This is a genomic window from Nocardioides sp. NPDC006273, assembly GCF_040613495.1.
Lineage (GTDB): Bacteria > Actinomycetota > Actinomycetes > Propionibacteriales > Nocardioidaceae > Nocardioides.
Window position 1 is genome coordinate 1 of sequence record NZ_JBEXSD010000043.1, and the last position, 23,155, is coordinate 23,155.

The following is a 23,155-nucleotide window of genomic DNA, read 5'->3' on the forward strand; positions in this document are numbered from 1 at the left end:
CTGGAGAGCCCCGGCACCGGGGCGTCGTTCGTAGGACTACTCGCCCGTTATAACGACCGGATAGACCTACGAACGACGTGTTACACCCCCGCGAGCCGCGCAGATCCCAGCCACCACGGGCCAATTGCCATCCACAGTGCTCATCCGGGCCGCGGTTATCCACAAGGCAGCATCACACCTCGACGCGATGTCGGTGGGCTCTCGCAGGCTGGCCCCATGAACCCACGCATTCAGGCGACCATGGCGTCGAACCACGGCCTCATCACCCGCCGACAGGCGATTCTCTGCGGCCTCGACGCCGACACCATCTACCGCTATCTCAGGAGTGGGACATGGCGGGTCATACGCCGCGGCGTGTATGCCGAACGTGCGTATGTCGAGAGCATCACGCTGCCCACCGACAGACAGCGGCTTCGTGACCGGGCCGCGTGCGCCGCGATCACCGTCCCGTTCGTGCGAAGTCACGACACCGCTGCGCTCGAGCTCGACATGGGCATCCTCCTGCCACGGAAGCCTCAGACTCACGTCACTCGCCATCCCGTCGTCGGCGCCCACAACAAATGGGGCGTGAAGCATCACCTGGCGCCCTACCTCGATAGCCAGCTGACGGAGGCGAACGGGTTCGAGGTCCTCGGACCCGCCCGCACGGCGGTCGACATCGCCCGCGAGCACGGCCGCCCCTACGGCGTGGTCGCGATGGACTCCGCTCGACGGATGGGAGTCTCGGTCAGCGAGCTCCACGAGGTCCTCGACCACATGCAGCACTGGCCGAACCGTCGACAGGCGCAGGCGGCCATCGACCTCTCCGACGCGGGAGCCGAGTCGGTCGGCGAGTCCCTCACCCGCGACGTACTCGAAGAGATGGGGCTGGCAGGCATCGAGACCCAGTTCGAGATCACAGACGGTGTACGCACCGCTCGGTTCGACCTCAGAGTGGGCCGACACGTCTTCGAGTTCGACGGCCGCGGCAAGTACGTGCCAGCCGCCGACGGCGGTCTCGCGCTCCGCTCGGTCGACGACATCCTCGCCGAGGAGAAGACGCGGCAGGACTGGGCGCACGGTTTCCATCTCGGCATGTCACGGGTGGAGTGGACGGATCTGTTCGGCCGGAACCGCGGCTACCTCAAGGATCGCCTGGGCCGCGAGTACCGGACGACGTGCCGCGCCTTCGGCACCGACATCTCAGATCTCGAACGGTTCCGCGTCCGACGCTCGCAGGCGGCTTGATGCCGTGCACCGGCCGACCTCAGACGAACAGCAGAGGTACGCCCACGAGCAGCCCCCACACCAAGGTGGCCAGTCCCGTCTGCTGGAGGACGGGGATCAGCCGCGGCCCGAGGTTGGCACGGTCGAGCACGGTGCGCACCCCCTGAGCGGCGACGACGATGAACCCGAGACCGAGCAGCGCCCACCAGGACGTCGTCAGAGCCACGAGCACGACGGAGACGGCGGCGACGGCCACGAGAGCGACGTAGAGCCAGCGGGTGCGCGCGTCACCGAGACGGACGGCGAGGGTGATCTTCCCGGACTCGGTGTCACCGGGGATGTCACGGAGGTTGTTGGCGACGAGGAGCGCGGAGGTGATGGCGCCGATCCCGACGCCGGCCCACAGTGCGCCCCACTCCCAGGTCTGCGTCTGCACGAAGGTGGTGCCGATCACGGCGACGAGACCGAAGAAGACGAAGACCATGACCTCGCCGAGGCCGGCGTAGCCGTAGGGGTGCGAGCCGCCGGTGTAGTACCAGGCCGCGACCATGCAGACCAGGCCGACCACGACCAGCCACCACGCGGAGGTCACCGCGAGCACGAGCCCCGCGACCGCGGCGATCCCGAAGGCGATGAACGCCGCACGCTTGACCGATGACGGAGTCGCGAGACCGGAGCCGGTCAGCCGGAGCGGACCCACGCGCTCGTCGTCGGTGCCGCGGATCCCGTCGGAGTAGTCGTTGGCGTAGTTGACCGCGACCTGCAGCGCGAGGGCGACGACGAGGGCGAGCAGCGCCTTCCACCAGACCAACCCACCGGCGTACGCAGCCACCCCTGTCCCGGCGATGACCGGCGCGAGCGCCGCGGGGAGTGTGCGAGGACGGGCTCCCTGGAGCCACTGAGCAGAAGTTGCCACCCCGCTATTCAACACCGGCCGCTCGTCGCGGGTCTCGCGGGGATGTAACACGTCGTTCGTAGGACTACTCGCCCGTTATAACGACCGGATAGACCTACGAACAGCGTGTTACACGAGCCCACGCCCGCCCCGAGAACCCAGCGACCCCTGCCAGGAAGCAGGGGTCGCGGGGTGGGGGTAAGGGATGGATCAGGTCTTCGGCGGATCGTCGGAGTCGACGCTCAGCTCCGCCTCCATGGCCTCGATCTCCTCAGCCAGCTTGTCCGGCGGCGGAGCGCTGGGCTCGGCCGCCTCGGCACCAGCACCACCGGACCCGGCCGTACGCCGCTTGTTCCACACGTCGAACGCGACGGCGAGCAGCAGCACCAGGCCCTTGATTGTCTGCTGCCAGTCGATGGAGACACCGAGCAGCGACATGCCGTTGTTGAGGATACCCATGACGAGACCACCGATGATCGCGCCGATGACGGTGCCGACACCACCGGTGACAGCCGCGCCACCGATGAAGGCGGCAGCGATCGCGTCGAGCTCGAAGTTGACGCCGGCCTTGGGGTTCGCGGCGGTCAGACGGGCAGTCGTGACCAGACCGGCCAGACCGGCGAGCAGACCCATGTTCGTCATGACCAGGAAGTCGACACGCTTGGTGTTGACGCCGGACATCGTGGCCGCGTCGACGTTGCCGCCGATCGCGTAGACGTGCCGACCGAAGACGGTCTTGTTCATGATGAACGTGTAGATCATGATCAGCCCCGCCAGGATCAGGCCGACGATCGGCAGTCCGCGCGCATCGGCGAGCAGGTAGGCGAAGTACATGATCACGATCGACAGCAGCGCCAGCTTCACCACGAAGAGCGGGAAGGACAGGACCTCGAAGTTGTAGGCAGTCTGGGCGTTGCGACGACGGACCTCGAGGAAGATCAGCACCCCGACTGCGGCAACCGCGATGAGAAGCGTCAGGTTGTGGAACCCGGTGTCCGGCCCGATCTCGGGCAGGAAGCCGTTGCCGATCGCCTTGAACTCCTCGGGCAGACCACCGACGGTCGCGCCCTTGAGCACGACCAGGGTCAGACCGCGGAAGAGCAGCATCGAGGCCAGCGTGACGATGAACGCCGGGATCCCGACGTACGCGACCCAGAACCCGTGCCAGGCGCCGATGGCGGCACCGATCAGCAGGCCGAGGAAGACGGCCAGCCACCACGGGAAGTCGTACTGAGTCATCATGATCGCCGAGGCGGCGCCGACGAAGGCGGCCACGGAGCCGACCGAGAGGTCGATGTGGCGCGCCACGATCACGATCACCATGCCGATGGCCAGGATCAGGATCTGGGCGTTCTGGACGACAAGGTTCGACACGTTGAGCGGCTTGAGCAGCACGCCGTCGGTGGTGATCTGGAAGAGGATGACGATCGCCGCCAGAGCGATGATCATCCCGTACTGGCGGACGTTCCCGCGCAGCGTGTTGAGCAGGGCATTCATCGGGTGCTACTTCCTCGCGTCCGCGGTCATATAGCGCATCAGGGACTCCTGGGTGGCCTCTGAGCGGTCGAACTCATGGGTGATCACGCCCTCGGCGAGCGTGTAGATGCGATCACACAGACCGAGCAGCTCAGGCAGCTCGGAGGAGATCACCAGTACGCCGCGACCGCTGCTGGCGAGCTCCTGGATGATCCCGTAGATCTCGTACTTGGCGCCGACGTCGATGCCTCGGGTCGGCTCGTCGAGGATCAGCAGCTTCGGGTCGGTGTACATCCACTTGGACAGCACCACCTTCTGCTGGTTGCCGCCGGAGAGCTTGCCGACGCCGGCGGTGATCGAAGGCGCCTTGATGTTGAGGTTCTTGCGGTAACCCTCGGCGACCACGACCTCCTTGTGCTCGTCGACGACGAGCCCGGAGCGGAGCTTCTTCAGCGCGGCCGCGGTGACCGAGGTCTTGATGTCGTCGATGAGGTTGAGCCCGAGGCCCTTGCGGTCCTCACTGACGTACGCGATGCCGGCATCGATCGCCTGGGGGACTGTGTTGAGGTGCAGCTCCTCGCCGTCGAGCACCATCGCGCCCGAGGTCCGCGAACCGTAGGAGCGCCCGAAGATCGACCGAGCCAGCTCCGTACGCCCCGCGCCCATCATCCCGGCGATGCCGACGATCTCGCCGGCTCGCACGGACAGGTTGGCCTGGCGGATGACCTCACGGTGGCTGTCCTGCGGATGCATGACGGTCCAGTCGCGGACCTCGAAGAGGACCTCCCCGATGGAGGGGGTGCGGTCGGGGAAGCGGTTCTCGAGCTCGCGGCCGACCATGCCACGGATGATCCTGTCCTCGTCCACGCCACCGTTGGCGACGGACAGGGTCTCGATGCTCTGGCCGTCGCGGATGATCGTGATCTCGTCGGCGATCTGCTCGATCTCGTTCAGCTTGTGGCTGATCATGATCGAGGTGATCCCCTTCTCCTTCAGCCCCTCCAGGAGCTCGAGGAGATGCTGGGAGTCGTCGTCGTTCAGCGCGGCGGTCGGCTCGTCGAGGATGAGCAGCTTGACCTCCTTCGAGAGCGCCTTGGCGATCTCGACCAGCTGCTGCTTGCCGATGCCGAGGTTCTTCACCGGCGTCAGCGGGTTCTCCCGCAGGCCGACCCGCGCGAGCAGGTCGATCGCCTCGCGGTTGGCGCGCCCCCAGTCGATGATGCCGCGCTTGGCGGTCTCGTTGCCGAGGAAGATGTTCTCAGCGATCGAGAGCTCGGGGATGAGGGCGAGCTCCTGGTGGATGATCACGATGCCGGCGGCTTCGCTCTGCCGGATGTTGCCGAACTTCGCGGTCTCACCTTCAAAGACGATGTCGCCGCTGTAGGTGCCGTGGGGGTAGACCCCGCTGAGCACCTTCATCAAGGTGCTCTTGCCGGCGCCGTTCTCACCGCAGATCGCGTGGATGTCACCGCGGTTGACGACGAGGTTGACGTCGGCGAGCGCCTTGACGCCCGGGAACTCCTTGGTGATGCCGCGCATCTCCAGGATCGGTGAGGCGATGCCCTGAGCCTGTCGAAGGGTCATGTCGTTCCTGACTTTTCGGCCCGCGAGGCTGACCGGCGCGCTCGCGGGAGGGCCAGCAGACCGGGCCCGACGTCGTACGCCGGGCCCGGTCGTGCGGGCGCTACTTGATCTCGTCGGCGGTGTAGTAGTCGGAGTCGACGAGCACCTTGGTGACGTCGTCCTTGGTGACCACGACCGGCTCGAGGAGATAGGACGGAACGACCTTCTTGCCGTTGTCGTAGGTCTCGGTGTCGTTGACCTCGGGCTCCTCGCCCGCGCCGACGGCGACGATCATGTCGACGGTCACCTCGGCGAGCTCGCGGGTGTCCTTGAAGATCGTGGAGTACTGCTCACCGGCGTTGATCGACTTCACCGACTGCACCTCGGCGTCCTGACCGGTCACGACCGGCAGATCGGCGGTGGTGTAGCCGTTGCCCTTGAGGGCGGCGATGATGCCGAGCGAGAGGCCGTCGTAGGGCGAGAGCACGCCCTGGACCTTCTTGGAGGCGTACGTCTTGGTGAGGATGTCCTCCATGCGCTTCTGCGCCGTGGCGGGGTCCCAACGCAGGATCGCGGCCTGCTTGAAGTCGGTCTGGCCGGAGGGGATGACGATCTCGCCGGACTTGATCAGCGGCTCGAGCACCGACATGGCGCCCTCCCAGAAGAAGGTGGCGTTGTTGTCGTCGGGCGAACCACCGAAGACCTCGACGTTGTAGGGGCCCTCACCCTTGACCTTCAGGCCGTCGACGAGCGAGGTCGCCTGCTGCACACCGACCTGGAAGTTGTCGAAGGTCGAGTAGTAGTCGACGGCCTCGGTGTCGCGGATGAGGCGGTCGTAGCTGATGATCGGGATGTCCTGCGACTCAGCGGTCTCGAGGACCTCGCCGAGGGCGGTGCCGTTGATGGCGGCGACCACCAGGACGTCGACGCCCTTGGTGACCATGTTCTCGACCTGCGAGACCTGGGTCGGGATGTCGTCCTCGGCGTACTGCAGGTCGACCTTGTAACCCTCGGCCTCGAGCTGCTTCTTGATGTTGTTGCCGTCGGCGATCCAGCGCTCGGAGGACTTGGTCGGCATGGCCACACCGACAGTGCCCTTGTCGCCGCCCTCGCCGCCGCCGTCGCCGCCGCATGCCGCCAGGCCGAGCGCAAGCGCCGCCGCGGTGATCGTGGTGAGTACCTTGCGCACTTACCTGCTCCATTTCATCTACGGCCACGTCGGTAGATCCACGCGCCGCTGTCGGGGGGTGCCGGAGACCGGCGCAGGGGCCGGGTTCCAGGTGGGCCACATCACAGATGTGAACGCTCACATCGGGACAGGTTGCCTCCTCATGTCCGAATGCGTCAAGTGCAGGACGAGGATGTTTCCGACTCGTGACTTACGGGAGACCCCGTTGATCATCAGCACTCGCACAGGGGGCTCACAGACAAGCCCAACCAGCAGCTGTGGAGATCGCGCCACGTGAGCGCGATCTCCGGTTCACAGGTGACGTACGCCGACCAACGATCCAGCGCCGCCCGGCCAGGCGACCTCGATCGACTCGGCACCGTCGGCCTGGGTGCCGTCGACGACGCGCTTCACCACGACCGCGAAACCGCCTGCCTCGAGTTGGGGATCGGCGCCGTGGGACCGGATGGTGACACCGTCGAGGTGCGGCACCGCGTCGGGCTCCCAGGAGCCGGTGCCGGCGGCGGTGACCACGGTGTCGCGGCGCTCCACCAAGCGGCCCTGATCGTAGATGTCCATCGGCTCCTGGGTCGCTCCAGTGAGCGCGGCCGCCAGCAGCGCCCGGACGGCCACCGGGTCGGCGCAGGCGTCGTAGACGTAGCGCTTCCCCAGCGCGGAGTGGTCGGTGGTCGCCATCAGGAAGTCGGCGGCGCCGTCGAGGGGAGCCTCGCGGTAGGAGACCGGAAGATGGACGACGGACTCGCCGACCTCGAGGAGCACGCACTCGATCCCGACGCGTCCGGCCGGGTCGTCGAACCGGTAGGAGCCGATCGTGTGGTTCAGGTCACCCTCGCACCACGGCTGAGCGGCGAGCCAGGCGCCGAAGATCTCCTGCTTGGTCGGGGTGAGAGTGGCCTTGTGAACGATCGACATGACCGTTGTCTAACAGGTCAGGACACCTTGTGGCTATCGCCTTCTCCGTCGGACGCCTTGCCGGTCCCAGTGCCGGCCTCGGCGTCAACCTCGGCGTCGGTCTCGGTGTCGATGTCCGCGTCCTCCTTGGCACGGGCAGCCTCGACCGCCCTCGCCGCCCGGGCCTCGACCTTCTCGGCGAAGGCCCGACGCTGCGGGTCGAGCACGAAGAAGGAGAGCACACCGCTGATCACGAACGCCACGATCACCGCGAAGAAGATGTTGACCTCGCCCGCGACCAGCGACCAGATGCCCGCCACGATGCCGAAGGTCGCGATCAGCGACAGCAGGCGCAGACCGGTGTAGATCAAGAACTCTTTCATCGTGAGGCTCCCTCGGAGATGGTGAGCTCGACGACCGCCGGAGCAGCGGGGGCAGCGTACGAATGCTGCGAGGTCGAGGAGAAGTAGTTGATGCCGATGAAGTTGAACCACAGCGTGGCCAGCCCGATCAGCGCCACGATCGCGGCCTTCTTGCCCTTCCACCCGGCGGTCGCGCGGGCGTGCAGGTAGCCGGCGTAGACGACCCAGGTGATGAACGCCCAGACCTCCTTGGGGTCCCAGTTCCAGTAGGAGCCCCAGGCCTCGTGCGCCCAGATCGGACCGGAGATCAGCACCCCGAAGGTCCATACCGGGAACGCGAACGCGTGGATCCGGTAGGAGACCCGGTCGAGCGCCGCCAGCCCGGGCACCCGCGCCAGCAGAGCGGCGTCGGGGAAGCGGTTCTTGAGAAGGTACGCCAACGAGGCGATGCCGCCGAGCGTGAACCCGCCGGTGGCGATGATCGCGGCGATGACGTGGATGACGAGCCAGTAGGAGTTGAGCGCCTCGGTCAGCGGCGCGACCGGCTCGTAGAGCGCGACGACGCCCAGCATCAGCACCACGACGGTGAACCCGAGCACCCACGGCGCCATCCAGGCCAGCTTCAGGCGACGGTAGAGGACGACGTACGCAGCGGCCACCACGAACGAGCCCGAGATCGTGAACTCGTACATGTTGCCCCACGGCACCCGGTTGGGATCTGCGGCCATCCCGCGGGCGATCAGGGCAGCGAGGTGGCAGACCACCGCGATCGCGGTCAGCATCAGGCTGAGGCGGCCGAAGAGGGCGGCCCGATACTCGCGCACGTCAGCCGCGGGGTCCGCCTGGACGCCCTCGTCTGCCGGGGCACCCGCACCGACGAGCTCCTTCGCCCCGGCCGCGGCCTTGGCCCGCGAGAGCCAGGCCGACCATTCGACCAGCGCGCAGAGCAGCGCCAGGAAGTAGACGACCCCAGCAGCCGTGATGGCCTGGTTGCTGAGAACACCCCAGGTGTGGTCAGACATCTTTATCCTCCTGTGTTCGCGCGCCTCTTAGGTTCTCGACCAGGCCGGTGACAACGGATGCGGTGTCTCCACCGCCGGAGCGGTCGAGGGCGGCGACCTCGACCAGTGTGCGCCCATCGACTCGGCGGGCGCGAACCCACACCCGTCGCGGACGGATGAAGAGCGACCCGAGCAGCCCCACCAGAGCGAGGGAGACGCCGAGGAGCGCCCACTCCTTGCCGGGCGACTTCGAGATCTGCACCCGGTTCCACTGCTGGACGTCGTCGAAGGAGACCGAACCCAGCCCGTCGGGCAGCTCGGCCGTCTCACCGAGGCGCAGGTTGAACGCCTTGCCGGTCTCGTCGGGCGACATCATGTGGGCCTTGGAGGTGTCGAGCGCGTAGACCGACTGTGGCCCGGCGTCGAGGTTGAGGTCGCCGCGGAAGCCCTGCAGCGAGAGCATCGCGTTCGAGCCGTCGCCGATGTCGCCCATCAGGTTGACCGGCTCGCCGTCGACGGTGCCCTGGAACGGGTAGAAGAGCCCCTGGAAGCCGATCTGCTCGGGCGAGGCGTACGGCGCCTTCACGACGCCGAAGGAGAGCAGGTTCTGGCTCTGCGGAAGGAAGACTGTCGGACCGGAGTAGGCCACGTTTCCCTCGCCGTCGCGCACCGTGATCACCGGCGCGTAGCCGTGGGCGAGCAGGAAGATGTCGGTGCCGCCGACGGTCAGCGGGTGGTTGACCTTGAGGTCGTACTTCTTCTCGTCGCTCGCACCCGCGGTGTAGCGGAGGTTCGACTCGAACCCGCGCGCCGTCCCAGCGCCGGGTCCCGTGGTCAGCCACTCGGCCTTGAAGTCGTCGATCTTGAAGGAGAAGTCGTCGAGGTCCTCGGGGGTGAAGAGCGAGCCGGGCTTGAAGTCGTCGTACTGCGACAGCTCGTTGGCGAAGCCGTACTCCTCCCCCACCAGCACGATCACGCCGCCCTTGTAGCCGAAGAGGCTCCCGATCGCGAACGCGACCAGGACGATGATCAGCGACATGTGGAAGACCAGGTTTCCGGCCTCGCGCAGGTAGCCCTTCTCCGCCGAGACGGAGTCCGCCTCGGTGGTCGAGCCTGTCGAGACCTCCGTCCGGATCCGGTAGCCGCGCAGCTCCTTCCGCGCCGCGGCGAGCACCTCCTCGGGCTCCTCGTCGGTGACGTACGTTGCGGAGTCGGGCAGCCTCGTCAGCTTGGCCGGCGTCGCCGGTGGCTGAGCCCGCATGGCGCGCGCGTAGACCAGGCACCGCGGGATGATGCAGCCCACCAGCGAGACCATCAGCAGCAGGTAGATGGCCGCGAACCACGGCGCGGAGTAGACGTTGAAGAGGCCGAGCCTCTCGTAGATCGGGGTGAGCGTCGTGTGCGCCGCGCGCCACTGGTCGGCCTTGAGCGAGTCGACCCCGTCCTGCGGGATCAGCGAGCCCGGGACGGCGGCAAGCGCGAGCAGCAGGAGCAGGATCAGCGCCGTACGCATCGAGGTCAGCTGGCGCCAGCCCCAGCGTGCCAGCTCGCGGGCGTTGAGCTCGCCCGGGCGGCGTACGTCGTCGCTCATAGCGCGATGCCCTCCCAGCGTTGGACGAGCTGGACCTGAAGCCACTGGATCCCGTAGTCCCACCAGCCGACCAGGAGGGTGATGCCCACCAGGATCATGAGTACGCCACCGACGATCGTGATCGCGCGTGAGTGCTTCCGCAGCCAGGTCAGCGCGACCATCGCCTGGCGCCACATCACCGCCACCAGCACGAACGGTATTCCGAGACCGAGCGCGTAGACACCCAGCAGCAGCGCACCCCGTCCGGGGGTGCCTTCGGTGTAGGCCAGCGTGGCGATGACCGAGAGCGTCGGACCGGTGCACGGCGTCCACGCCAGACCGAAGAGGAAGCCGAGCACGGGCGCGAAGGCAAGCCCGACCCCAGGCACCTTGTGCACCTTCACCTCACGCTGGAGCATCGGGATGAAGCCCAGGAACGCGATGCCCATGACGATGCAGACGACGCCGAGGATGCGCTGGCCGATGTCCTCGTAGGCCTGCAGCCACTGCGAGATCCCGCCGATCCCCAGCCCGAGCAGCACGAAGACCACCGAGAACCCGGCGACGAACAGCAGCGCTCCCGCAAGCATGCGGCCGCGGCGTACGTCACCGGAAGCGAGGTCGGCGCCCGACAGGCCGGTGGCGTAGGAGAGGTAGCCAGGCAGCATCGGCAAGGTGCACGGTGACACGAACGAGAGGAACCCGGCCAGCAGCGCGACCGGGATGGCAAGCATCAGCGACCCGCTCCCCGCAGTGCTCCCGAACCAGTCAGCCATTCTTTGCCGCCGAAGAGATCAGCTCGTCGAGCGTACGTGCGGAGGGGATCTCGCCGCGGATGAGCGCGGCCACGCGCCCCTCGGGGTCGAGGATCGCGGTCGCCGGGATGGCGCGGGGCGCCAGGGACCCCTTCAGCGCGAGGACGGCGGCGCCGTCGGGCGAGTAGACCGACGGGTACTCGACGCCGTAGTGCCGCTCGAACGCCAGCCCCTGGGCCGCAGAGGCGTCGCGGGTGTTGATCCCGACGAAGGCGACCTCGTCACCCAGCTCCTCATAGGCGGCTTGGAGCATCGGCATCTCCTTGCGGCACGGCGCGCAGCCGGTCCACCAGACGTTGAGCACGGTGACCTTGCCACGCGTGTCGGCGAGGTCGAAGGGCTTGCCGTCGAGGGTCTCGCCGGCCAGCTCGATCGGCTCGCCTCGATCGGCGACCGGGATCTCCTGGGTGCGGCCGTCACCGGAGATGTAACCGGCCTCGTTGGTGCCCGTCTGCCCGCACGCGGCCAGCAGCCCCACCATCACCACCGTGAGGAGGAGGCCACCCAACTTCTTACGCACACGCAGGATCGTTCCTGACAAACCTGAGAGCCTCGTTAATCTTCCGCGTCTTCCGCGTCGCCGGCCGAGAACGGCGCGTACTTGTCCTTGGCGGGCAGCATGTCGCCGGCCGGCTCGCTGTAGGAGAGCGCGACGAACTCGTCGTCGACGAAGTGGAGCGAGGTCAGCGAGCACAGCGCGCACTGACGGCGGCGCGGGTCGTGCAGGAAGCTGCGGCCCTCGACGTGCAGCCGGGTGGTCCAGATCGGCAGCTGGTGGGAAACGATGACCACCTCGTGGCCCCGGGCCAGGTCCCGCGCGTCGTGGATCGCGGCCATCATCCTGACCACGATCTCCAGGTAGGGCTCTCCCCACGACGGTTTGAACGGGTTGATCAGCTTCGGCCAGACCTTGGGGTCCTTCAGCGGTCCCAGACCGTCCTTGAAGCTCTTGCCGACGAAGAGGTTCTCCGACTCGAGCACCCGCTCGTCGAGCGAGATGTCGACGCCGAGCGCCTTCGCCAGCGGGCCGGCGGTCTGCTGCGCCCGCTCGAGGGGGCTGGAGATGACGTGGGTGATGTCCTGCCCGGCGATCCGGTCGGCGACACGCTCGGCCATCTGCAGGCCGAGCTCGGAGAGGTTGTAGCCGGGTCGACGCCCGTAGAGGATGCCCTCCGGGTTGTGCACCTCACCGTGGCGCAACAGGTGGACCGTGGTCTCCATACTCATTCCCCTCCGATGGTCGTGCCTGTCGAGATGACCGCCTTTGCAGCGGCATCAGCAGCGTACGGAAGCGCCTCGACGATCTGGGAGACGGCTCGCTCGTCGTGCGCAGATGAGAGGAACCAGGCCTCGTACGCGCTCGGCGGCAGGTAGACGCCCTGGTCGAGCATCGCGTGGAAGAAGGCCTTGTACGCCGCCTCGTCGGTGGTCTTGGCCTCGTCGAAGTTGCGCACCGGCTTGTCGGTGAAGAAGACCGAGAACATCGTGCCGGTGGACTGGATGACGTGCGGGAGTCCGGCCTTCGTGAAGCTCTCCTCGATCGCGGCCTTCACTGTCTCCGCGGCGCGGGTGATGTGGTCGTAGACCTCGTCGGTGGCCAGCCTGAGGGTCGTGAGGCCGGCGGTGGTCGCGACCGGGTTCCCCGAGAGGGTCCCGGCCTGGTAGACCGGTCCGTCTGGGCTGAGCGAGGCCATCACGTCGGCGCGGCCGCCGAAGGCCGCTGCCGGGAAGCCACCGCCCATCACCTTGCCGAAGGTGACCAGATCGGGCGTCCAGCCCTCGTGCTTGCCGTCCAGGCCCCACTGGCCCTGGTTGCTAGCCCGGAACCCGGTCATCACCTCGTCGGAGATGAACAGGGCGCCGTTGCGTGTGCAGGTCTCGCTGAGGAACTGGTTGAAGCCGGGCTCCGGCGGCACGACGCCCATGTTGCCGGGTGAGGCCTCGGTGATCAGGCAGGCCACCCGGCCGGCGTATTCCTCGAAGGCCGCCGCGACCGCGGCACGGTCGTTGTAGGGCAGCACGACGGTGAGCTCGGTGCTGCTCTCGGGTACGCCGGGGGTGCCGGGGATCGCGTGGGTGACCAGCCCGGAGCCGGCGCTGGCCAGCAGCGAGTCCACGTGGCCGTGGTAGTTGCCGGCGAACTTCAGGATCACGTCGCGCCCGGTGAACCCGCGCGCCAGGCGAATGGCCGACATCGTCGCCTCGGTGCCGCTGCTGACGAACCGCACCTTCTCGACCGGCGCCCTGCGCACGATCTCCTCCGCGAGCTCGACCTCAGGGGTCGTCGGCGTCCCGTAGGACGTGCCGCGCATGACCGCCTCCAGGACCGCCGCCTGGACCTCCGGATGGGCGTGGCCCAGCAGCATCGGGCCCCAGGAGCAGATCAGGTCGACGTACTCGTTCCCGTCGACGTCGGTCAGCCACGCTCCCTTCGCCTCCCGGATGAACCGCGGCGTCCCGCCCACCGCGTTGAAGGCGCGCACGGGCGAGTTCACACCGCCCGGCGTCACCGCCTTCGCGCGGGCGAAGAGCGCTTCGGATGCCGCTGCGGACAGAGGTGAGATGTCGTGAGGCACCCACGCATTCTCTCTGAGGTCGCCCCGAAACCCCATTTCGGCCTCAGCCGGCGGGAGTCGCAGCCCCAGGTGGCAGCCCGGCGTCGGCGTTGTAGATGTCGTTGGCAGTGAGCGCACCGGCGTACTGCCACACGCCCTTCACGTCAGCGGCAAGCGGCGCCTCAGGGCCCGCGAGATCGAGCGTCGTCGTCCCGTTCCCGACCTCGAACCCGCCCTTAGCCGTCCACGGCGTGGCGAACGATGCCTCCGGCATCTGGCCTTCGGGGCTGCCGTCTCCGAACTCGGGAGAGAAGCCGTTGAGATAGATCTCGATCCGGCGGAGCTCAGCGTCGTAGACGCCGACCACGACGTTGACGTCCTCGGGCGTCCAGACGTCCGCGCGCACCTCCGCGATCGTGGCATCGACGCTGTCGCCGCCGGCCATCTGGAAGTACACCTGCCCGCCGGAACCATCGCTCTTGACGCGGTAGCCGAGCGTCCAGGCCGCCGCGTTCTCACCGGCCTGCTGAGCGATCGCCCCTCCCTGCGTCGGGTCGGTCAGACGGAGCGACGCAGCCACCGAGAACGACGCGGCCGAATCCGTCACCGGATGGTCCAGGGTGATGCTCTGACCGGCCGTGCCCGGCAACGCCAGGAAACCGCCCGGAAGGTACTGGTCGCCCGCGCCCGCGACCTGCAGCGGGGCGCCGAAGGAGCGATCGGTCAGCACTCCGGACTCGACGGTGTCGGTGCTGACGCCGAGGTTCCACTCCGCAGCCATGCTGGTCGCGTACCCGGTCTCGTCGGCCAGGCTCACGCGTTTGGCGATGTCGGGAGCGGTGGCGCGGTTGTTCCAGAGGCCGACCTCGTCGACCGTCACATCGGCACAGCCGGGCTCCGGCAACGCCAGGTTGCCGCACCCGAGCTGCCAGGTGGCTCCGTCCGAAGCCTCGACGCTGTAGGCGATGGTGTCCTCGGCCTTGCCGTTGACCCACAAGGTGAGCTCGTTGACCGAGGAGGAGTACGTCGCCGCCAGGTGTGCCCAGACCCCGCGGATTCCCGGTGCCGAGGCCAGCTCCGCACTCGTAGCGGATCGTCGGCCGGCGAGCCAGGTGCCGTCGGTCGCGTCGTACCCGATCTCGAACGCGTTGCCCTCAGCTGTCGGAACCGAGACCAGGGTCGCAGATTCGGCTGCGTCGACGTGCGCCCACAGGGCGACGGAGAAGTCCTGACCGGTCGAGACCCCGGTGTTCGTGGCGGTCGCCGGTGCGCCTCCGCGGAACTGGAGGCCCGTGCCGTTGCGACCCACCGAAGTCGTCACCGCGCCACCGAGGTCGAGCGTGCCCGCAGCCGGGTCGGCTCCGGAATTCGCCCCCGGGTTGGAAGGATCGGTGAACGACCACTCTGTCACCACCTCGTTCGCAGGGACGTAGAAGCTGTAGGACGCGGTAGAGCCCCACACGCCCGCCTTGTCGCGTGCCTGCACCTGCAGCTTGCGGAGGCCTGTCTTCTGCGACGTGAACGAGAAGGTCCGCGCCCGCCCCGCCTTCGTGAGGATCGGCTCGCTCACTCCCGATGGCTCTCCCGCCTCGGGACCGAGGATCGACCAGCGGTACGCCTCGACGTCTGTGTCGCCCTTGGCCGCTTCCACCTCGAAGGTGCCATCGACGCCGACCCGCGTCCCGTTGTGCGGGCACACGGTCGAACACTCCGGGAAGGATGTGCTCGATACGACCGGCGCGAGCGGCGCGGCGTCAACGTTCGCGCTGATCGGTGGAGCAACAGTCGGCGGGGCCGCCCCGGCAGACTGCGGCACGAACGAGATCGAGGCTGCGGCCAGCGCCACACCCATACCGGCGACAAGGCGCGACGACACATAAGCCATACGAGACTCCAGACACGAGAAGACCGAGGAAGCACGATCCGGGACCCGAGTCGGAGCGGCAGCCGTCACCTTCCCACCACCAAGGCTCTCGATCTCCGCAATGGGTCGGTCGTTCCGGAACTGTGGATTTCCGCTTACCCTGGCCGGTATGGAGGCGCGGTTTGAACCGGAGGCCGTGGTTCGGCGTCATGAACCGCATGGCCCCGCGTCTCATCAGCATCTCATCAGCGTCTCGTTAACTGGAACGCAATGTTCCACTAAAACGTGACGTGCGTAACTTTGACGTGAGACGGTTCGTTTAGAACGTTGCGAATGGGGAGCAAGACCCAGGCCTTTCAGGCCCGGGGATTGAAAGGGAGATTCGATGTCCGCTACGCGCTACAGCCGCCTTCAGAAGGCGACCGCGCTCGTTCCGCTCGCGCTACTGAGCGCGGCGTGGACGGTCAACGTCACCGGTCTGACGCAGTCGAGTGCCACAGCTTCTGGTCCGGCCAGCTACGACGACGCCTTCAGCCTGCCTGACGGCACCTCGGTTCCGTCCGAGGCGATCGAGGCGCCGGCCAGCGTGTCCGCCTCGACCAACAAGGGCGACAAGTCACTTCCCGGGACGGCGAGCACCGCCGGCATTCCCTCGGCCGCGCTCGCCGCGTACCAGCGCGCGGCCACGGTCATCAACGCCGCCGACCCGGCCTGCAAGATCGACTGGCCACTGATCGCCGCGATCGGGCGGGTCGAGTCCAACCACGGGCGCGCCAACGACAACCGTCTCAGCGCCGAGGGCGTCTCCACCCCTGGCATCTTCGGGGTGCCGCTCAACGGCAAGGGTAACGTCTCCCAGATCACCGACACCGACGGTGGGCAGTACGACGGCGACACCACCTACGACCGCGCGGTCGGCCCGATGCAGTTCATCCCCTCCACCTGGGCGATGGTCGGCGTGGACGCCGACGGCGACGGCAAGCGCAACCCCCAGGACATCAACGACGCCGCCCTCGCCTCTGCCGTCTACCTCTGCTCCGGCAACGACGATCTCTCCACCGCCCAGGGCGCGCGGGCAGCGGTCTTCCGCTACAACCACAGCCAGTCGTACGTCACGACGGTGCTTGGTGTCGCCGACGCCTACCGTTCCGGCGACTTCACCTCGATCCCGAACAGCACGGTCCCGGTCGACTACGCGATCCCGCGGATGGAGGCTCCCAAGCCTTCGAAGCAGAAGAACCGCGAGTTCCGGGCCGGCGGCAAGCAGCAGGCAGGTCCGCGTGGCGGCTCCTCGCAGGCTCCTTCCAGCCCGTCCACCGAGGCCCCGGCCGGCGAGACGCCGAGCGGCGGCGGTAGCGGCGGCGGTGGGAACGGCGGCGGCGGTGAGACCGGTGGCGGTGGCGAAACAGTGACCAAGCCTGTCGAGCAGGTCGCCGGCTCCACTCAGTCCGCGCTCGCCACGACGGGCCAACTGATCACGGTATGCACCGAGGCTCTTCTCGGGAAGTACGGCAAGGCGCCACAGGACGCGATCGCCGCGTGCGTCGACCAGCTCAGCGGCAAGACGCTGCCGGATGCGCAGGCCGCAGTCGGCGGGGTGCTGAGCGGTCTGACCGGGCTGGTCTGCGGCCTTCTCGACCCGCTCAAGCTCGGGCTGTTGGGTTGCCCGAAGAAGTGACTGTTTGACCGTAGGGCCCCGCCATCCGGCGGGGCCCTACGCATGTCTGGGGCCGCTCAGCCCACGTGTAACACGCTGTTCGTAGGACTATCCGGTCGTTATAAAAGGCGAGTAGTCCTACGAACGACGTGTTACAGCTGCTCGGCTCACAACTACTCGGCGGCGCGAGTCAGCCCCATCGAGCAGCAGGTCGGACGGCCGATCAGGCGGCTGGCTCGTCGTCCGCGTACTCGGTGACGAAGTCGCGGCCGGCCTCGCGGACCGCAGCCAGAGCGGACACGTCGCTCAGCAGAGAGTTGAGGTGGTAGTCGGCGACCGACTCCGCGATGGCGTGAGTGCTGGTCGTCGGCTTCTCGTCCTCACGACGGCCGTGCCACAGCCGGTGCTGGGCGCCCTCGTTGAGCGAGAGCAGCATCAGCGCGGTGGCTGCGGGGTCGGTCCGGCGCAGCTCACCGCCGTCGACACCGAGCTCGAGGAGCCGGGCGGTCGCGGCGCACAGCTTCTCGCCGTCCTCCTCGAAGCCCTCGAAGACCTGGGGCTGCGCCAGGGCGGCGATCTCCAGCTCGTAGAAGTCGAGCGGGGCGGTGCACAGCTGGCGGACATCGGTGTAGAGGAAGGCGTAGAGCCGTGGAGCGACCGGTCCGTCCTCCTCGAGAAGCTTCTCCGCGAGCGTGAGCGACTCGCGGTTCTTCTCCATCAAGGCGGAGAGGATCCCCTCCTTGGACTTGTAGTAGTAGTACATCGAGGACTGCCGCAGCCCTACGCTCTCGGCGATCTGGCTGATCGTCGTCGCCGCGACCCCTTGGGCGGTGAAGAGCCGGGAGGCCTCTTTGAGGATCTCTTCCCGGGGATTCGCCGAATCACGTCCGCTGTTGCGCGGCCGTCCGGTGCGCTTCGGGCTGCCCAACTCTCGATTGGTCACGGTCTCGAGTCTACTCTCAGGAGGTGTTCCACGTCACAGAGGTGCTCGGGCTGATCGGGCGAAAGGTCAGCCTCTCAGCCAGCCGGCTGCCTCGGTGGCCCAGTAGGTCAGGATGACGTCCGCGCCCGCCCTCTTGAAGGCGGTGAGTGTCTCCAGGATCGCCGGTTCGCGGTCGATCCAGCCGTTCGCAGCGGCAGCTTCCAACATCGCGTACTCGCCCGAGATGTTGTACGCCGCCACGGGAACATCGACAGACTCACGCACTCGCTGGAGCACGTCGAGATACGGAAGTCCGGGCTTGACCATCACGATATCGGCGCCCTCGGCGACGTCAAGGAGCGCCTCGCGGACACCTTCGAGCGCATTGGCCGGATCCTGCTGATAGGTCCGCCGGTCGCCCTTGAGCGCGGAGTCGACCGCCTCCCGGAACGGACCGTAGAAGGCCGAGGCGTACTTCGCGGAGTAGGCGAGGATCGAGACGTCGGTGTAGCCGGCGCCGTCGAGAGCAGCACGGGTCACCGCGACCTGACCGTCCATCATCCCGGACGGCCCGACCATGTGGACGCCGGCCTCGGCGTGGGCGATCGCCATCTGGGCGTAGAGCTCCAGGGTGGCGTCGTTGTCGACGGAGCCGTCCTCGGCCAGGACGCCACAGTGACCGTGGTCGGTGAACTCGTCCAGGCACAGGTCGCTCATCACCGTGAGCGCGTCGCCGACCTCGGAGACCACGTCGGCGATCGCCACGTTGAGGATGCCGTCGGGGTCAAGCGCGCCCGAGCCCACGGCATCCTTCGTCTCCGGGACACCGAAGAGCATGATCCCGCCGATACCGGCGGAGGCGGCCTCGGCCGCGGCCTTCCGCAGCGACTCCCGGCTGTGCTGGACGACCCCGGGCATGGTTGAGATCGAGACGGGCTCGTCGATCCCCTCGCGCACGAACGCGGGCAGGATCAGATTGGCGGGGCGTACGGCCGTCTCCGCGACCATCCGGCGCATGATCGGCGTGCGGCGCAGCCGACGGGGACGGATGACTGGCTTCTCGATGTTCATCAGATCTCCAGAGTAACGCCGAGTCGGCTCATCTTGACCTTGCTGCTCGCTTCGCTCGCAGACTGCGGTCAAGATGAGCCGACTCGGCAAACATTTTCAGCTCGTGCGCGAACGGCGGCGCGAGGCGGGACGCCGGTCGGACGGCTTGGTGACCGGGAGGCCCTGCTCGACCAGCGCGGCGCGACGCGCGGCGCCGAAGTCGGCGAGCGCCTCGGTGAGCGCCTCGATCGACGGCTCGGGCGACATCACGTCGACCCGCAGGCCGTGCTCCTCGGCGGTCTTGGCGGTGGCCGGACCGATCGCCGCGATCACCGTGGAGGTGTGCGGCTTGCCCGCGATGCCGACCAGGTTGCGGACCGTGGACGAGGAGGTGAAGACCACCGCGTCGAACTTGCCCGTCTTGATCGCGTCGCGGGTCGGCGCGGGCGGCGGGGCCGCCCGGACCGTGCGGTAGGCGGTCACGTCGTCGCACTCCCAGCCGAGGTCGACCAGGCCGGCGATGAGGTTCTCGGTGGCGATGTCGGCACGCGGGAGGAAGACCCGGTTGATCGGGTCGAGGTCCGCGTCGTACTCCGGCCACACCTCGAGCAGACCGGCGGCCGACTGGTTGTCGGTGTTCGGGACCAGGTCGGGGCGCAGACCCCAGGCCTCGAGCGCCTGCCCGGTCTTCTCGCCGACCGCGGCGATCTTGAGACCGGAGAAGGCACGGCAGTCCAGGCCGTACTCGTCGAACTTCTCGCGCACGGCACGCACTGCGTTGATCGAGGTGAAGGCGATCCAGTTGTAGCGGCCCTCGACCAGGCCACGTACGGCCTTGTCCATCTGCTGCGGGTTGCGCGGCGGCTCCACGGAGATCGTGGGGACCTCCTCGGGCACCGCGCCGTAGCCCTTCAGCTTCAGCGACAGCGCCGGCGCCTGCTCCTTGGTGCGCGGCACGAGGACACGCCACCCGAAGAGCGGCTTCGTCTCGAACCACGAGAGCGTCTCACGCAGATTGACCACCTTGCCGATCACCACGATCGCCGGCGGCGCCATCCGTGCGGCACGAGCGTCGACGGCGATGTTCTCCAAGGTCGACTCTATCGTCGACTGCTCGGTCGTGGTGCCGACGCGGGTGATCGCGACCGGGGTCTTGGCCGAGCGGCCCGCCGCGACGAGCTCCTTGGCGATGTCGCCGATCATGCCGACACCGGAAAGGAGCACGAGCGTGCGGTTGTCCGCGTACTGGCTCCAGTCGATCTTCTCGTTGCAGGTCACGACGGCGACCTCGTGGTGGTCCTTGGTCGTCAGCGGGATGCCGGCGTAGGCGGGGACCGCCGACACCGACGAGACGCCGGGGACGATCTCGAAGCCGATGCCCGCCTTGGCGCAGGACTGCGCCTCCTCGGGGCCCGAGGCGTAGAGGAAGGGGTCGCCGGTCATCAGGCGCACGACGCGCTTGCCCAGCTTTGCCTGCTTGACGACGGCCTTGGCACGGGCGGCGTTGGCCAGCGGCTGGCCGTCCACGCCGAACCCACCGTCGATGAACTCGGGTCCGACCGGTTCTGGGCTCTCCTCACCCTCGGCCGGCTCGACCGGCTCGGGGATGCCGAGTACGCCGCGCACCAGTGATGCGTGCTCGGGGGCCTCGGTCACGACGACATCGGCCTGCTTCAACAGGTCGATCGCCCGTACCGTCAGCAGCTCAGGGTCACCGGGACCGCTGCCGACGAAGGACACCCAGCCCAGTGGGGTGGCCGAGCTGTGCTCGGCCGTCTGCTCGGTGGTCTTTGCTCGGGTCATGCGTTGCGCACCTTGTCCTGCTCGGGAGCGGTCTGGGGGGAACCGCCCGTGTCCATGACAGCCTGGCCTGGGTCCGCGGGATCGTCGGTCAGGTCTGCTGCACCCTCGGCGAGCATCTCCTCGGCGAGCCGGCGCCCGACGCCTGCGGCGTCGTCGATCGGCCCGGATGCGGAGAGTCGAACCGAGAGCGAGCCGTCGAGTGAGAGCGCGACTGCCCGCACCCACAGCTCTGGTCCTTCCTCACCCTCAACCACGTCGGCGAGGGTCCCGATGGGCGCAGCACAGCCACCTTCGAGGGTGGCGAGCACCGCGCGTTCTGCCTCGACGGCCGCTCGGGTGGGCGAGTCGTCGAGTGAGGTCAGAATCTTGCGTACGTCGGCGTCGGCGTCACCTGCACGGCACTCGATCGCCAGGGCCCCCTGACCGGGAGCGGGCAGCACCTGGATCGGGTCGAGGACCTCGGTGACCTCGTCGAGCCGGCCGATGCGGGCCAGTCCGGCGCGCGCGAGGACGACCGCGTCGAACTCGCCCGAGCGGACCTTGCCGATGCGGGTGTCCACGTTGCCGCGGATGCCGGCCAGCTCCAGGCCGAGGCCTAGGGCCTTGATCTGGGCGACCCGCCGGGGCGAGCCGGTGCCGACCCGCGAGCCCGGCGGGAGCTCACCGAGGGTCAGACCGTCGCGGGCGACGATCACGTCGCGCGGGTCCTCGCGCGACGGGACCGCGACCAGATCGATGCCCTCTTCGGGGTAGGTCGGCAGATCCTTGAGCGAGTGGACCGCGAGGTCGATCTCCTTGGCGTGGAGCGCGTCGCGCAGCGCGCTGACGAAGACGCCGGTCGAGCTCGCGCTGGTCAGCGGGGTGTTAGCCGCCTGGGTGCGGTCGCCGTCGGAGACGATCTCGACCAGCTCGACGGTGTGGCCCTGGGCACGGAGCATCTCCGCGACGAGGGTCGACTGAGTGACGGCGAGCCGGGAACGGCGGGTGCCGAGACGAAGGGTTCTCATGAGGGGTCTCCTGGGACGTCGGCCCGGGTCACCGCGGAGACGGCCTCGGGATCGAGCGCGAAGAGCTCGGCGAGCGCCGCGGCGTAGGACACCACGCCGGACTCGTTGGCGAGCTCCTTGACCCGGACGGTCGGCTCGTGGAGGAGCTTGTCGGCCACGCGGCGTACGGTCCGGAGGACCTCGGCACGAGTCGCCTCGTCGAGGTCGGGCAGCTTGTTGTCGAGACGTTCCATCTCGGTGGCGACGACGCCGGTGGCCATGCTGCGCAGGGCGACGACCGTCGGCGTGACCGCCGACTGGCGCCGAGCGCTCAGGAAGGCCGCGACCTCCTGGGTGACGATGTCGCGGACCGCGAGCACCTCCTTGCCGGCGGGCGAGGCGTGCAGCTCGTCGGCGAGGGCGGCCAGGCCGATCAGGGTCACGCCCGGGAGCGAGCCCGCGGCGGGGTCGATGTCGTGGGGCAGCGCCAGGTCGATCAGAGCGATCGGGTGGCTGCTGCGGTCACCGACCATGTCGGCCGGCACGAGCAGCCCGTTGGCGCCCGCGCAGGTGATGACGATGTCGGCGGCCGCGATCTCGTCGGCCAGCTCCTCGAGGGAGGCCGAGCGCGCGGCGTACTCGCTGGCGAGGCGCTCGGCGTTGGCCGTGGTGCGGTTGACCACGACGACGTCGGCCGCCTCCATCCGCGCCACCGTCGCGGTGGCCAGCCCGGCCATCGCGCCGGCTCCGACCACGACGACCCGCTTGCCGCGTACGTCGCCCACAGCTCGTGCTGCACGGTCCAGCGAGGCGGTGACCAGTGACGGTGCGGCCCGATCGATGTCGGTCTCCGCACGCGAGCGCTTGCCGACCCGCAGCGCCTGCTGGAACAGGCTGTTGAGCGCCGGTCCGACCGTGCCCATCTCCTGACCGAGCTGAAGGGCGGCACGTGCCTGGCCGAGGATCTGTCCCTCGCCCACGGCCATCGAGTCGAGCCCGGCGGCCACCTTGAACAGGTGGGAGACGGCACCGTCGTCGTAGTGGACGTAGAGGTGCGGCAGCATCGTCTCGAGCGTCTGGCCGGCACCCTCGATGATGCGCCGCGAGAGCTCCTCGACGGAGCCGTGGAACCGCTCGACCTCGGTGTAGATCTCGAGACGGTTGCAGGTCGCGATGACCGCCGCCTCGCTGACGTGTTCACAACCAGCCACGTCAGTGAGGAGCTTCTGCAGCCCTTCGGTGTCCACCGACGCCGCCTCGAGCATCGAGACCGGCGCAGAGTTATGCGAGATTCCGACTACCAGAACGCTCATGCCGGCGCCTCCATAGAGAAGAGGCAAGTATACGGAA

General features: G+C 68.1%; 20 protein-coding genes. 2 read left to right on the top strand and 18 right to left on the bottom strand.

What is annotated here, in order from left to right:
- Window positions 1-216: 216 nt before the first annotated feature.
- On the top strand, window positions 217-1,227 hold the full coding sequence (locus ABZZ22_RS18150; RefSeq protein WP_354933834.1) for a type IV toxin-antitoxin system AbiEi family antitoxin domain-containing protein: 1,011 nt from the start codon (window positions 217-219) through the stop codon (window positions 1,225-1,227).
- Window positions 1,228-1,246: 19 nt separating this feature from the next.
- Here the strand turns inward: ABZZ22_RS18150 and ABZZ22_RS18155 are convergent, their stop codons facing one another.
- From ABZZ22_RS18155 to ABZZ22_RS18215, 13 genes are all read right to left on the bottom strand, one after another.
- Window positions 1,247-2,122: a 1,4-dihydroxy-2-naphthoate polyprenyltransferase gene (locus ABZZ22_RS18155; protein WP_354933836.1), complete on the bottom strand. Its 876-nt coding sequence runs from the start codon at window positions 2,120-2,122 to the stop codon at window positions 1,247-1,249.
- A gap of 189 nt (window positions 2,123-2,311) precedes the next feature.
- A complete protein-coding gene (mmsB, locus tag ABZZ22_RS18160; protein WP_354933838.1) occupies window positions 2,312-3,598 on the bottom strand; it encodes a multiple monosaccharide ABC transporter permease in 1,287 nt (428 codons plus the stop codon).
- 6 nt (window positions 3,599-3,604) lie between these two features.
- The gene (gene mmsA, locus ABZZ22_RS18165; RefSeq protein WP_354933840.1) at window positions 3,605-5,161 is read right to left on the bottom strand and encodes a multiple monosaccharide ABC transporter ATP-binding protein; all 1,557 of its coding nucleotides are present in this window, start codon (window positions 5,159-5,161) and stop codon (window positions 3,605-3,607) included.
- A 100-nt stretch (window positions 5,162-5,261) separates the two neighbouring features.
- Window positions 5,262-6,329 (bottom strand): multiple monosaccharide ABC transporter substrate-binding protein, encoded by a 1,068-nt coding sequence (gene chvE / locus ABZZ22_RS18170; protein ID WP_354933842.1) that lies wholly within the window; start codon window positions 6,327-6,329, stop codon window positions 5,262-5,264.
- A 291-nt stretch (window positions 6,330-6,620) separates the two neighbouring features.
- Complete coding sequence (locus ABZZ22_RS18175; protein WP_354933844.1) at window positions 6,621-7,241, bottom strand: hypothetical protein; 621 nt, start codon at window positions 7,239-7,241, stop codon at window positions 6,621-6,623.
- A gap of 17 nt (window positions 7,242-7,258) precedes the next feature.
- Window positions 7,259-7,603: a DUF4229 domain-containing protein gene (locus ABZZ22_RS18180; protein WP_354933846.1), complete on the bottom strand. Its 345-nt coding sequence runs from the start codon at window positions 7,601-7,603 to the stop codon at window positions 7,259-7,261.
- On the bottom strand, window positions 7,600-8,604 hold the full coding sequence (gene ccsB, locus ABZZ22_RS18185) for a c-type cytochrome biogenesis protein CcsB (protein ID WP_354933848.1): 1,005 nt from the start codon (window positions 8,602-8,604) through the stop codon (window positions 7,600-7,602). The genes ABZZ22_RS18180 and ccsB overlap by 4 nt, the downstream gene beginning before the upstream one ends.
- Window positions 8,597-10,174 carry a cytochrome c biogenesis protein ResB gene (locus ABZZ22_RS18190; RefSeq protein ID WP_354933850.1) on the bottom strand — a complete coding sequence of 526 codons (1,578 nt, stop codon included), beginning with the start codon at window positions 10,172-10,174 and terminating at the stop codon, window positions 8,597-8,599. Before ABZZ22_RS18190 ends, ccsB begins: the two co-directional genes overlap by 8 nt.
- Window positions 10,171-10,929, bottom strand: a complete 759-nt coding sequence (locus tag ABZZ22_RS18195) for a cytochrome c biogenesis protein CcdA (RefSeq protein ID WP_354933852.1) — start codon at window positions 10,927-10,929, stop codon at window positions 10,171-10,173. Before ABZZ22_RS18195 ends, ABZZ22_RS18190 begins: the two co-directional genes overlap by 4 nt.
- On the bottom strand, window positions 10,922-11,488 hold the full coding sequence (locus ABZZ22_RS18200) for a TlpA disulfide reductase family protein (protein WP_354933854.1): 567 nt from the start codon (window positions 11,486-11,488) through the stop codon (window positions 10,922-10,924). The genes ABZZ22_RS18195 and ABZZ22_RS18200 overlap by 8 nt, the downstream gene beginning before the upstream one ends.
- Window positions 11,489-11,523: 35 nt before the next feature.
- Complete coding sequence (locus tag ABZZ22_RS18205; RefSeq protein ID WP_354933856.1) at window positions 11,524-12,189, bottom strand: histidine phosphatase family protein; 666 nt, start codon at window positions 12,187-12,189, stop codon at window positions 11,524-11,526.
- Between the two features lie 2 nt (window positions 12,190-12,191).
- Window positions 12,192-13,544: a glutamate-1-semialdehyde 2,1-aminomutase gene (gene hemL / locus ABZZ22_RS18210; RefSeq protein WP_354933858.1), complete on the bottom strand. Its 1,353-nt coding sequence runs from the start codon at window positions 13,542-13,544 to the stop codon at window positions 12,192-12,194.
- A 43-nt stretch (window positions 13,545-13,587) separates the two neighbouring features.
- On the bottom strand, window positions 13,588-15,399 hold the full coding sequence (locus ABZZ22_RS18215) for a LamG-like jellyroll fold domain-containing protein (protein ID WP_354933860.1): 1,812 nt from the start codon (window positions 15,397-15,399) through the stop codon (window positions 13,588-13,590).
- A gap of 373 nt (window positions 15,400-15,772) precedes the next feature.
- On the opposite strand from ABZZ22_RS18215, the gene ABZZ22_RS18220 reads away from it, so the two are divergent.
- Window positions 15,773-17,065: a lytic transglycosylase domain-containing protein gene (locus ABZZ22_RS18220; RefSeq protein WP_354933862.1), complete on the top strand. Its 1,293-nt coding sequence runs from the start codon at window positions 15,773-15,775 to the stop codon at window positions 17,063-17,065.
- 202 nt (window positions 17,066-17,267) lie between these two features.
- Here the strand turns inward: ABZZ22_RS18220 and ABZZ22_RS18225 are convergent, their stop codons facing one another.
- The 5 genes from ABZZ22_RS18225 to ABZZ22_RS18245 form a co-directional block, all read right to left on the bottom strand.
- Window positions 17,268-17,987: a TetR/AcrR family transcriptional regulator gene (locus ABZZ22_RS18225; RefSeq protein ID WP_354933864.1), complete on the bottom strand. Its 720-nt coding sequence runs from the start codon at window positions 17,985-17,987 to the stop codon at window positions 17,268-17,270.
- Window positions 17,988-18,053: 66 nt separating this feature from the next.
- A complete protein-coding gene (gene hemB / locus ABZZ22_RS18230; protein WP_354933866.1) occupies window positions 18,054-19,037 on the bottom strand; it encodes a porphobilinogen synthase in 984 nt (327 codons plus the stop codon).
- 96 nt (window positions 19,038-19,133) lie between these two features.
- The gene (locus ABZZ22_RS18235; RefSeq protein WP_354933868.1) at window positions 19,134-20,819 is read right to left on the bottom strand and encodes a uroporphyrinogen-III synthase; all 1,686 of its coding nucleotides are present in this window, start codon (window positions 20,817-20,819) and stop codon (window positions 19,134-19,136) included.
- Window positions 20,816-21,826 (bottom strand): hydroxymethylbilane synthase, encoded by a 1,011-nt coding sequence (hemC, locus tag ABZZ22_RS18240; RefSeq protein ID WP_354933870.1) that lies wholly within the window; start codon window positions 21,824-21,826, stop codon window positions 20,816-20,818. The genes ABZZ22_RS18235 and hemC overlap by 4 nt, the downstream gene beginning before the upstream one ends.
- Complete coding sequence (locus ABZZ22_RS18245; protein ID WP_354933872.1) at window positions 21,823-23,118, bottom strand: glutamyl-tRNA reductase; 1,296 nt, start codon at window positions 23,116-23,118, stop codon at window positions 21,823-21,825. Before ABZZ22_RS18245 ends, hemC begins: the two co-directional genes overlap by 4 nt.
- Window positions 23,119-23,155: the final 37 nt, after the last annotated feature.

Bases quoted from the DNA above. Each gene is read 5' to 3' on its own strand.
- hemB (WP_354933866.1), bottom strand. From the start codon at position 19,037: ATGAACATCGAGAAGCCAGTCATCCGTCCCCGTCGGCTGCGCCGCACG.
- ABZZ22_RS18190 (WP_354933850.1), bottom strand. From the start codon at position 10,174: ATGAGCGACGACGTACGCCGCCCGGGCGAGCTCAACGCCCGCGAGCTG.
- ABZZ22_RS18150 (WP_354933834.1), top strand. From the start codon at position 217: ATGAACCCACGCATTCAGGCGACCATGGCGTCGAACCACGGCCTCATC.
- ABZZ22_RS18180 (WP_354933846.1), bottom strand. From the start codon at position 7,603: ATGAAAGAGTTCTTGATCTACACCGGTCTGCGCCTGCTGTCGCTGATC.
- ABZZ22_RS18245 (WP_354933872.1), bottom strand. From the start codon at position 23,118: ATGAGCGTTCTGGTAGTCGGAATCTCGCATAACTCTGCGCCGGTCTCG.
- ABZZ22_RS18195 (WP_354933852.1), bottom strand. From the start codon at position 10,929: ATGGCTGACTGGTTCGGGAGCACTGCGGGGAGCGGGTCGCTGATGCTT.
- ccsB (WP_354933848.1), bottom strand. From the start codon at position 8,604: ATGTCTGACCACACCTGGGGTGTTCTCAGCAACCAGGCCATCACGGCT.
- mmsA (WP_354933840.1), bottom strand. From the start codon at position 5,161: ATGACCCTTCGACAGGCTCAGGGCATCGCCTCACCGATCCTGGAGATG.
- ABZZ22_RS18220 (WP_354933862.1), top strand. From the start codon at position 15,773: ATGTCCGCTACGCGCTACAGCCGCCTTCAGAAGGCGACCGCGCTCGTT.
- ABZZ22_RS18175 (WP_354933844.1), bottom strand. From the start codon at position 7,241: ATGTCGATCGTTCACAAGGCCACTCTCACCCCGACCAAGCAGGAGATC.
- mmsB (WP_354933838.1), bottom strand. From the start codon at position 3,598: ATGAATGCCCTGCTCAACACGCTGCGCGGGAACGTCCGCCAGTACGGG.
- ABZZ22_RS18235 (WP_354933868.1), bottom strand. From the start codon at position 20,819: ATGACCCGAGCAAAGACCACCGAGCAGACGGCCGAGCACAGCTCGGCC.
- ABZZ22_RS18205 (WP_354933856.1), bottom strand. From the start codon at position 12,189: ATGGAGACCACGGTCCACCTGTTGCGCCACGGTGAGGTGCACAACCCG.
- hemC (WP_354933870.1), bottom strand. From the start codon at position 21,826: ATGAGAACCCTTCGTCTCGGCACCCGCCGTTCCCGGCTCGCCGTCACT.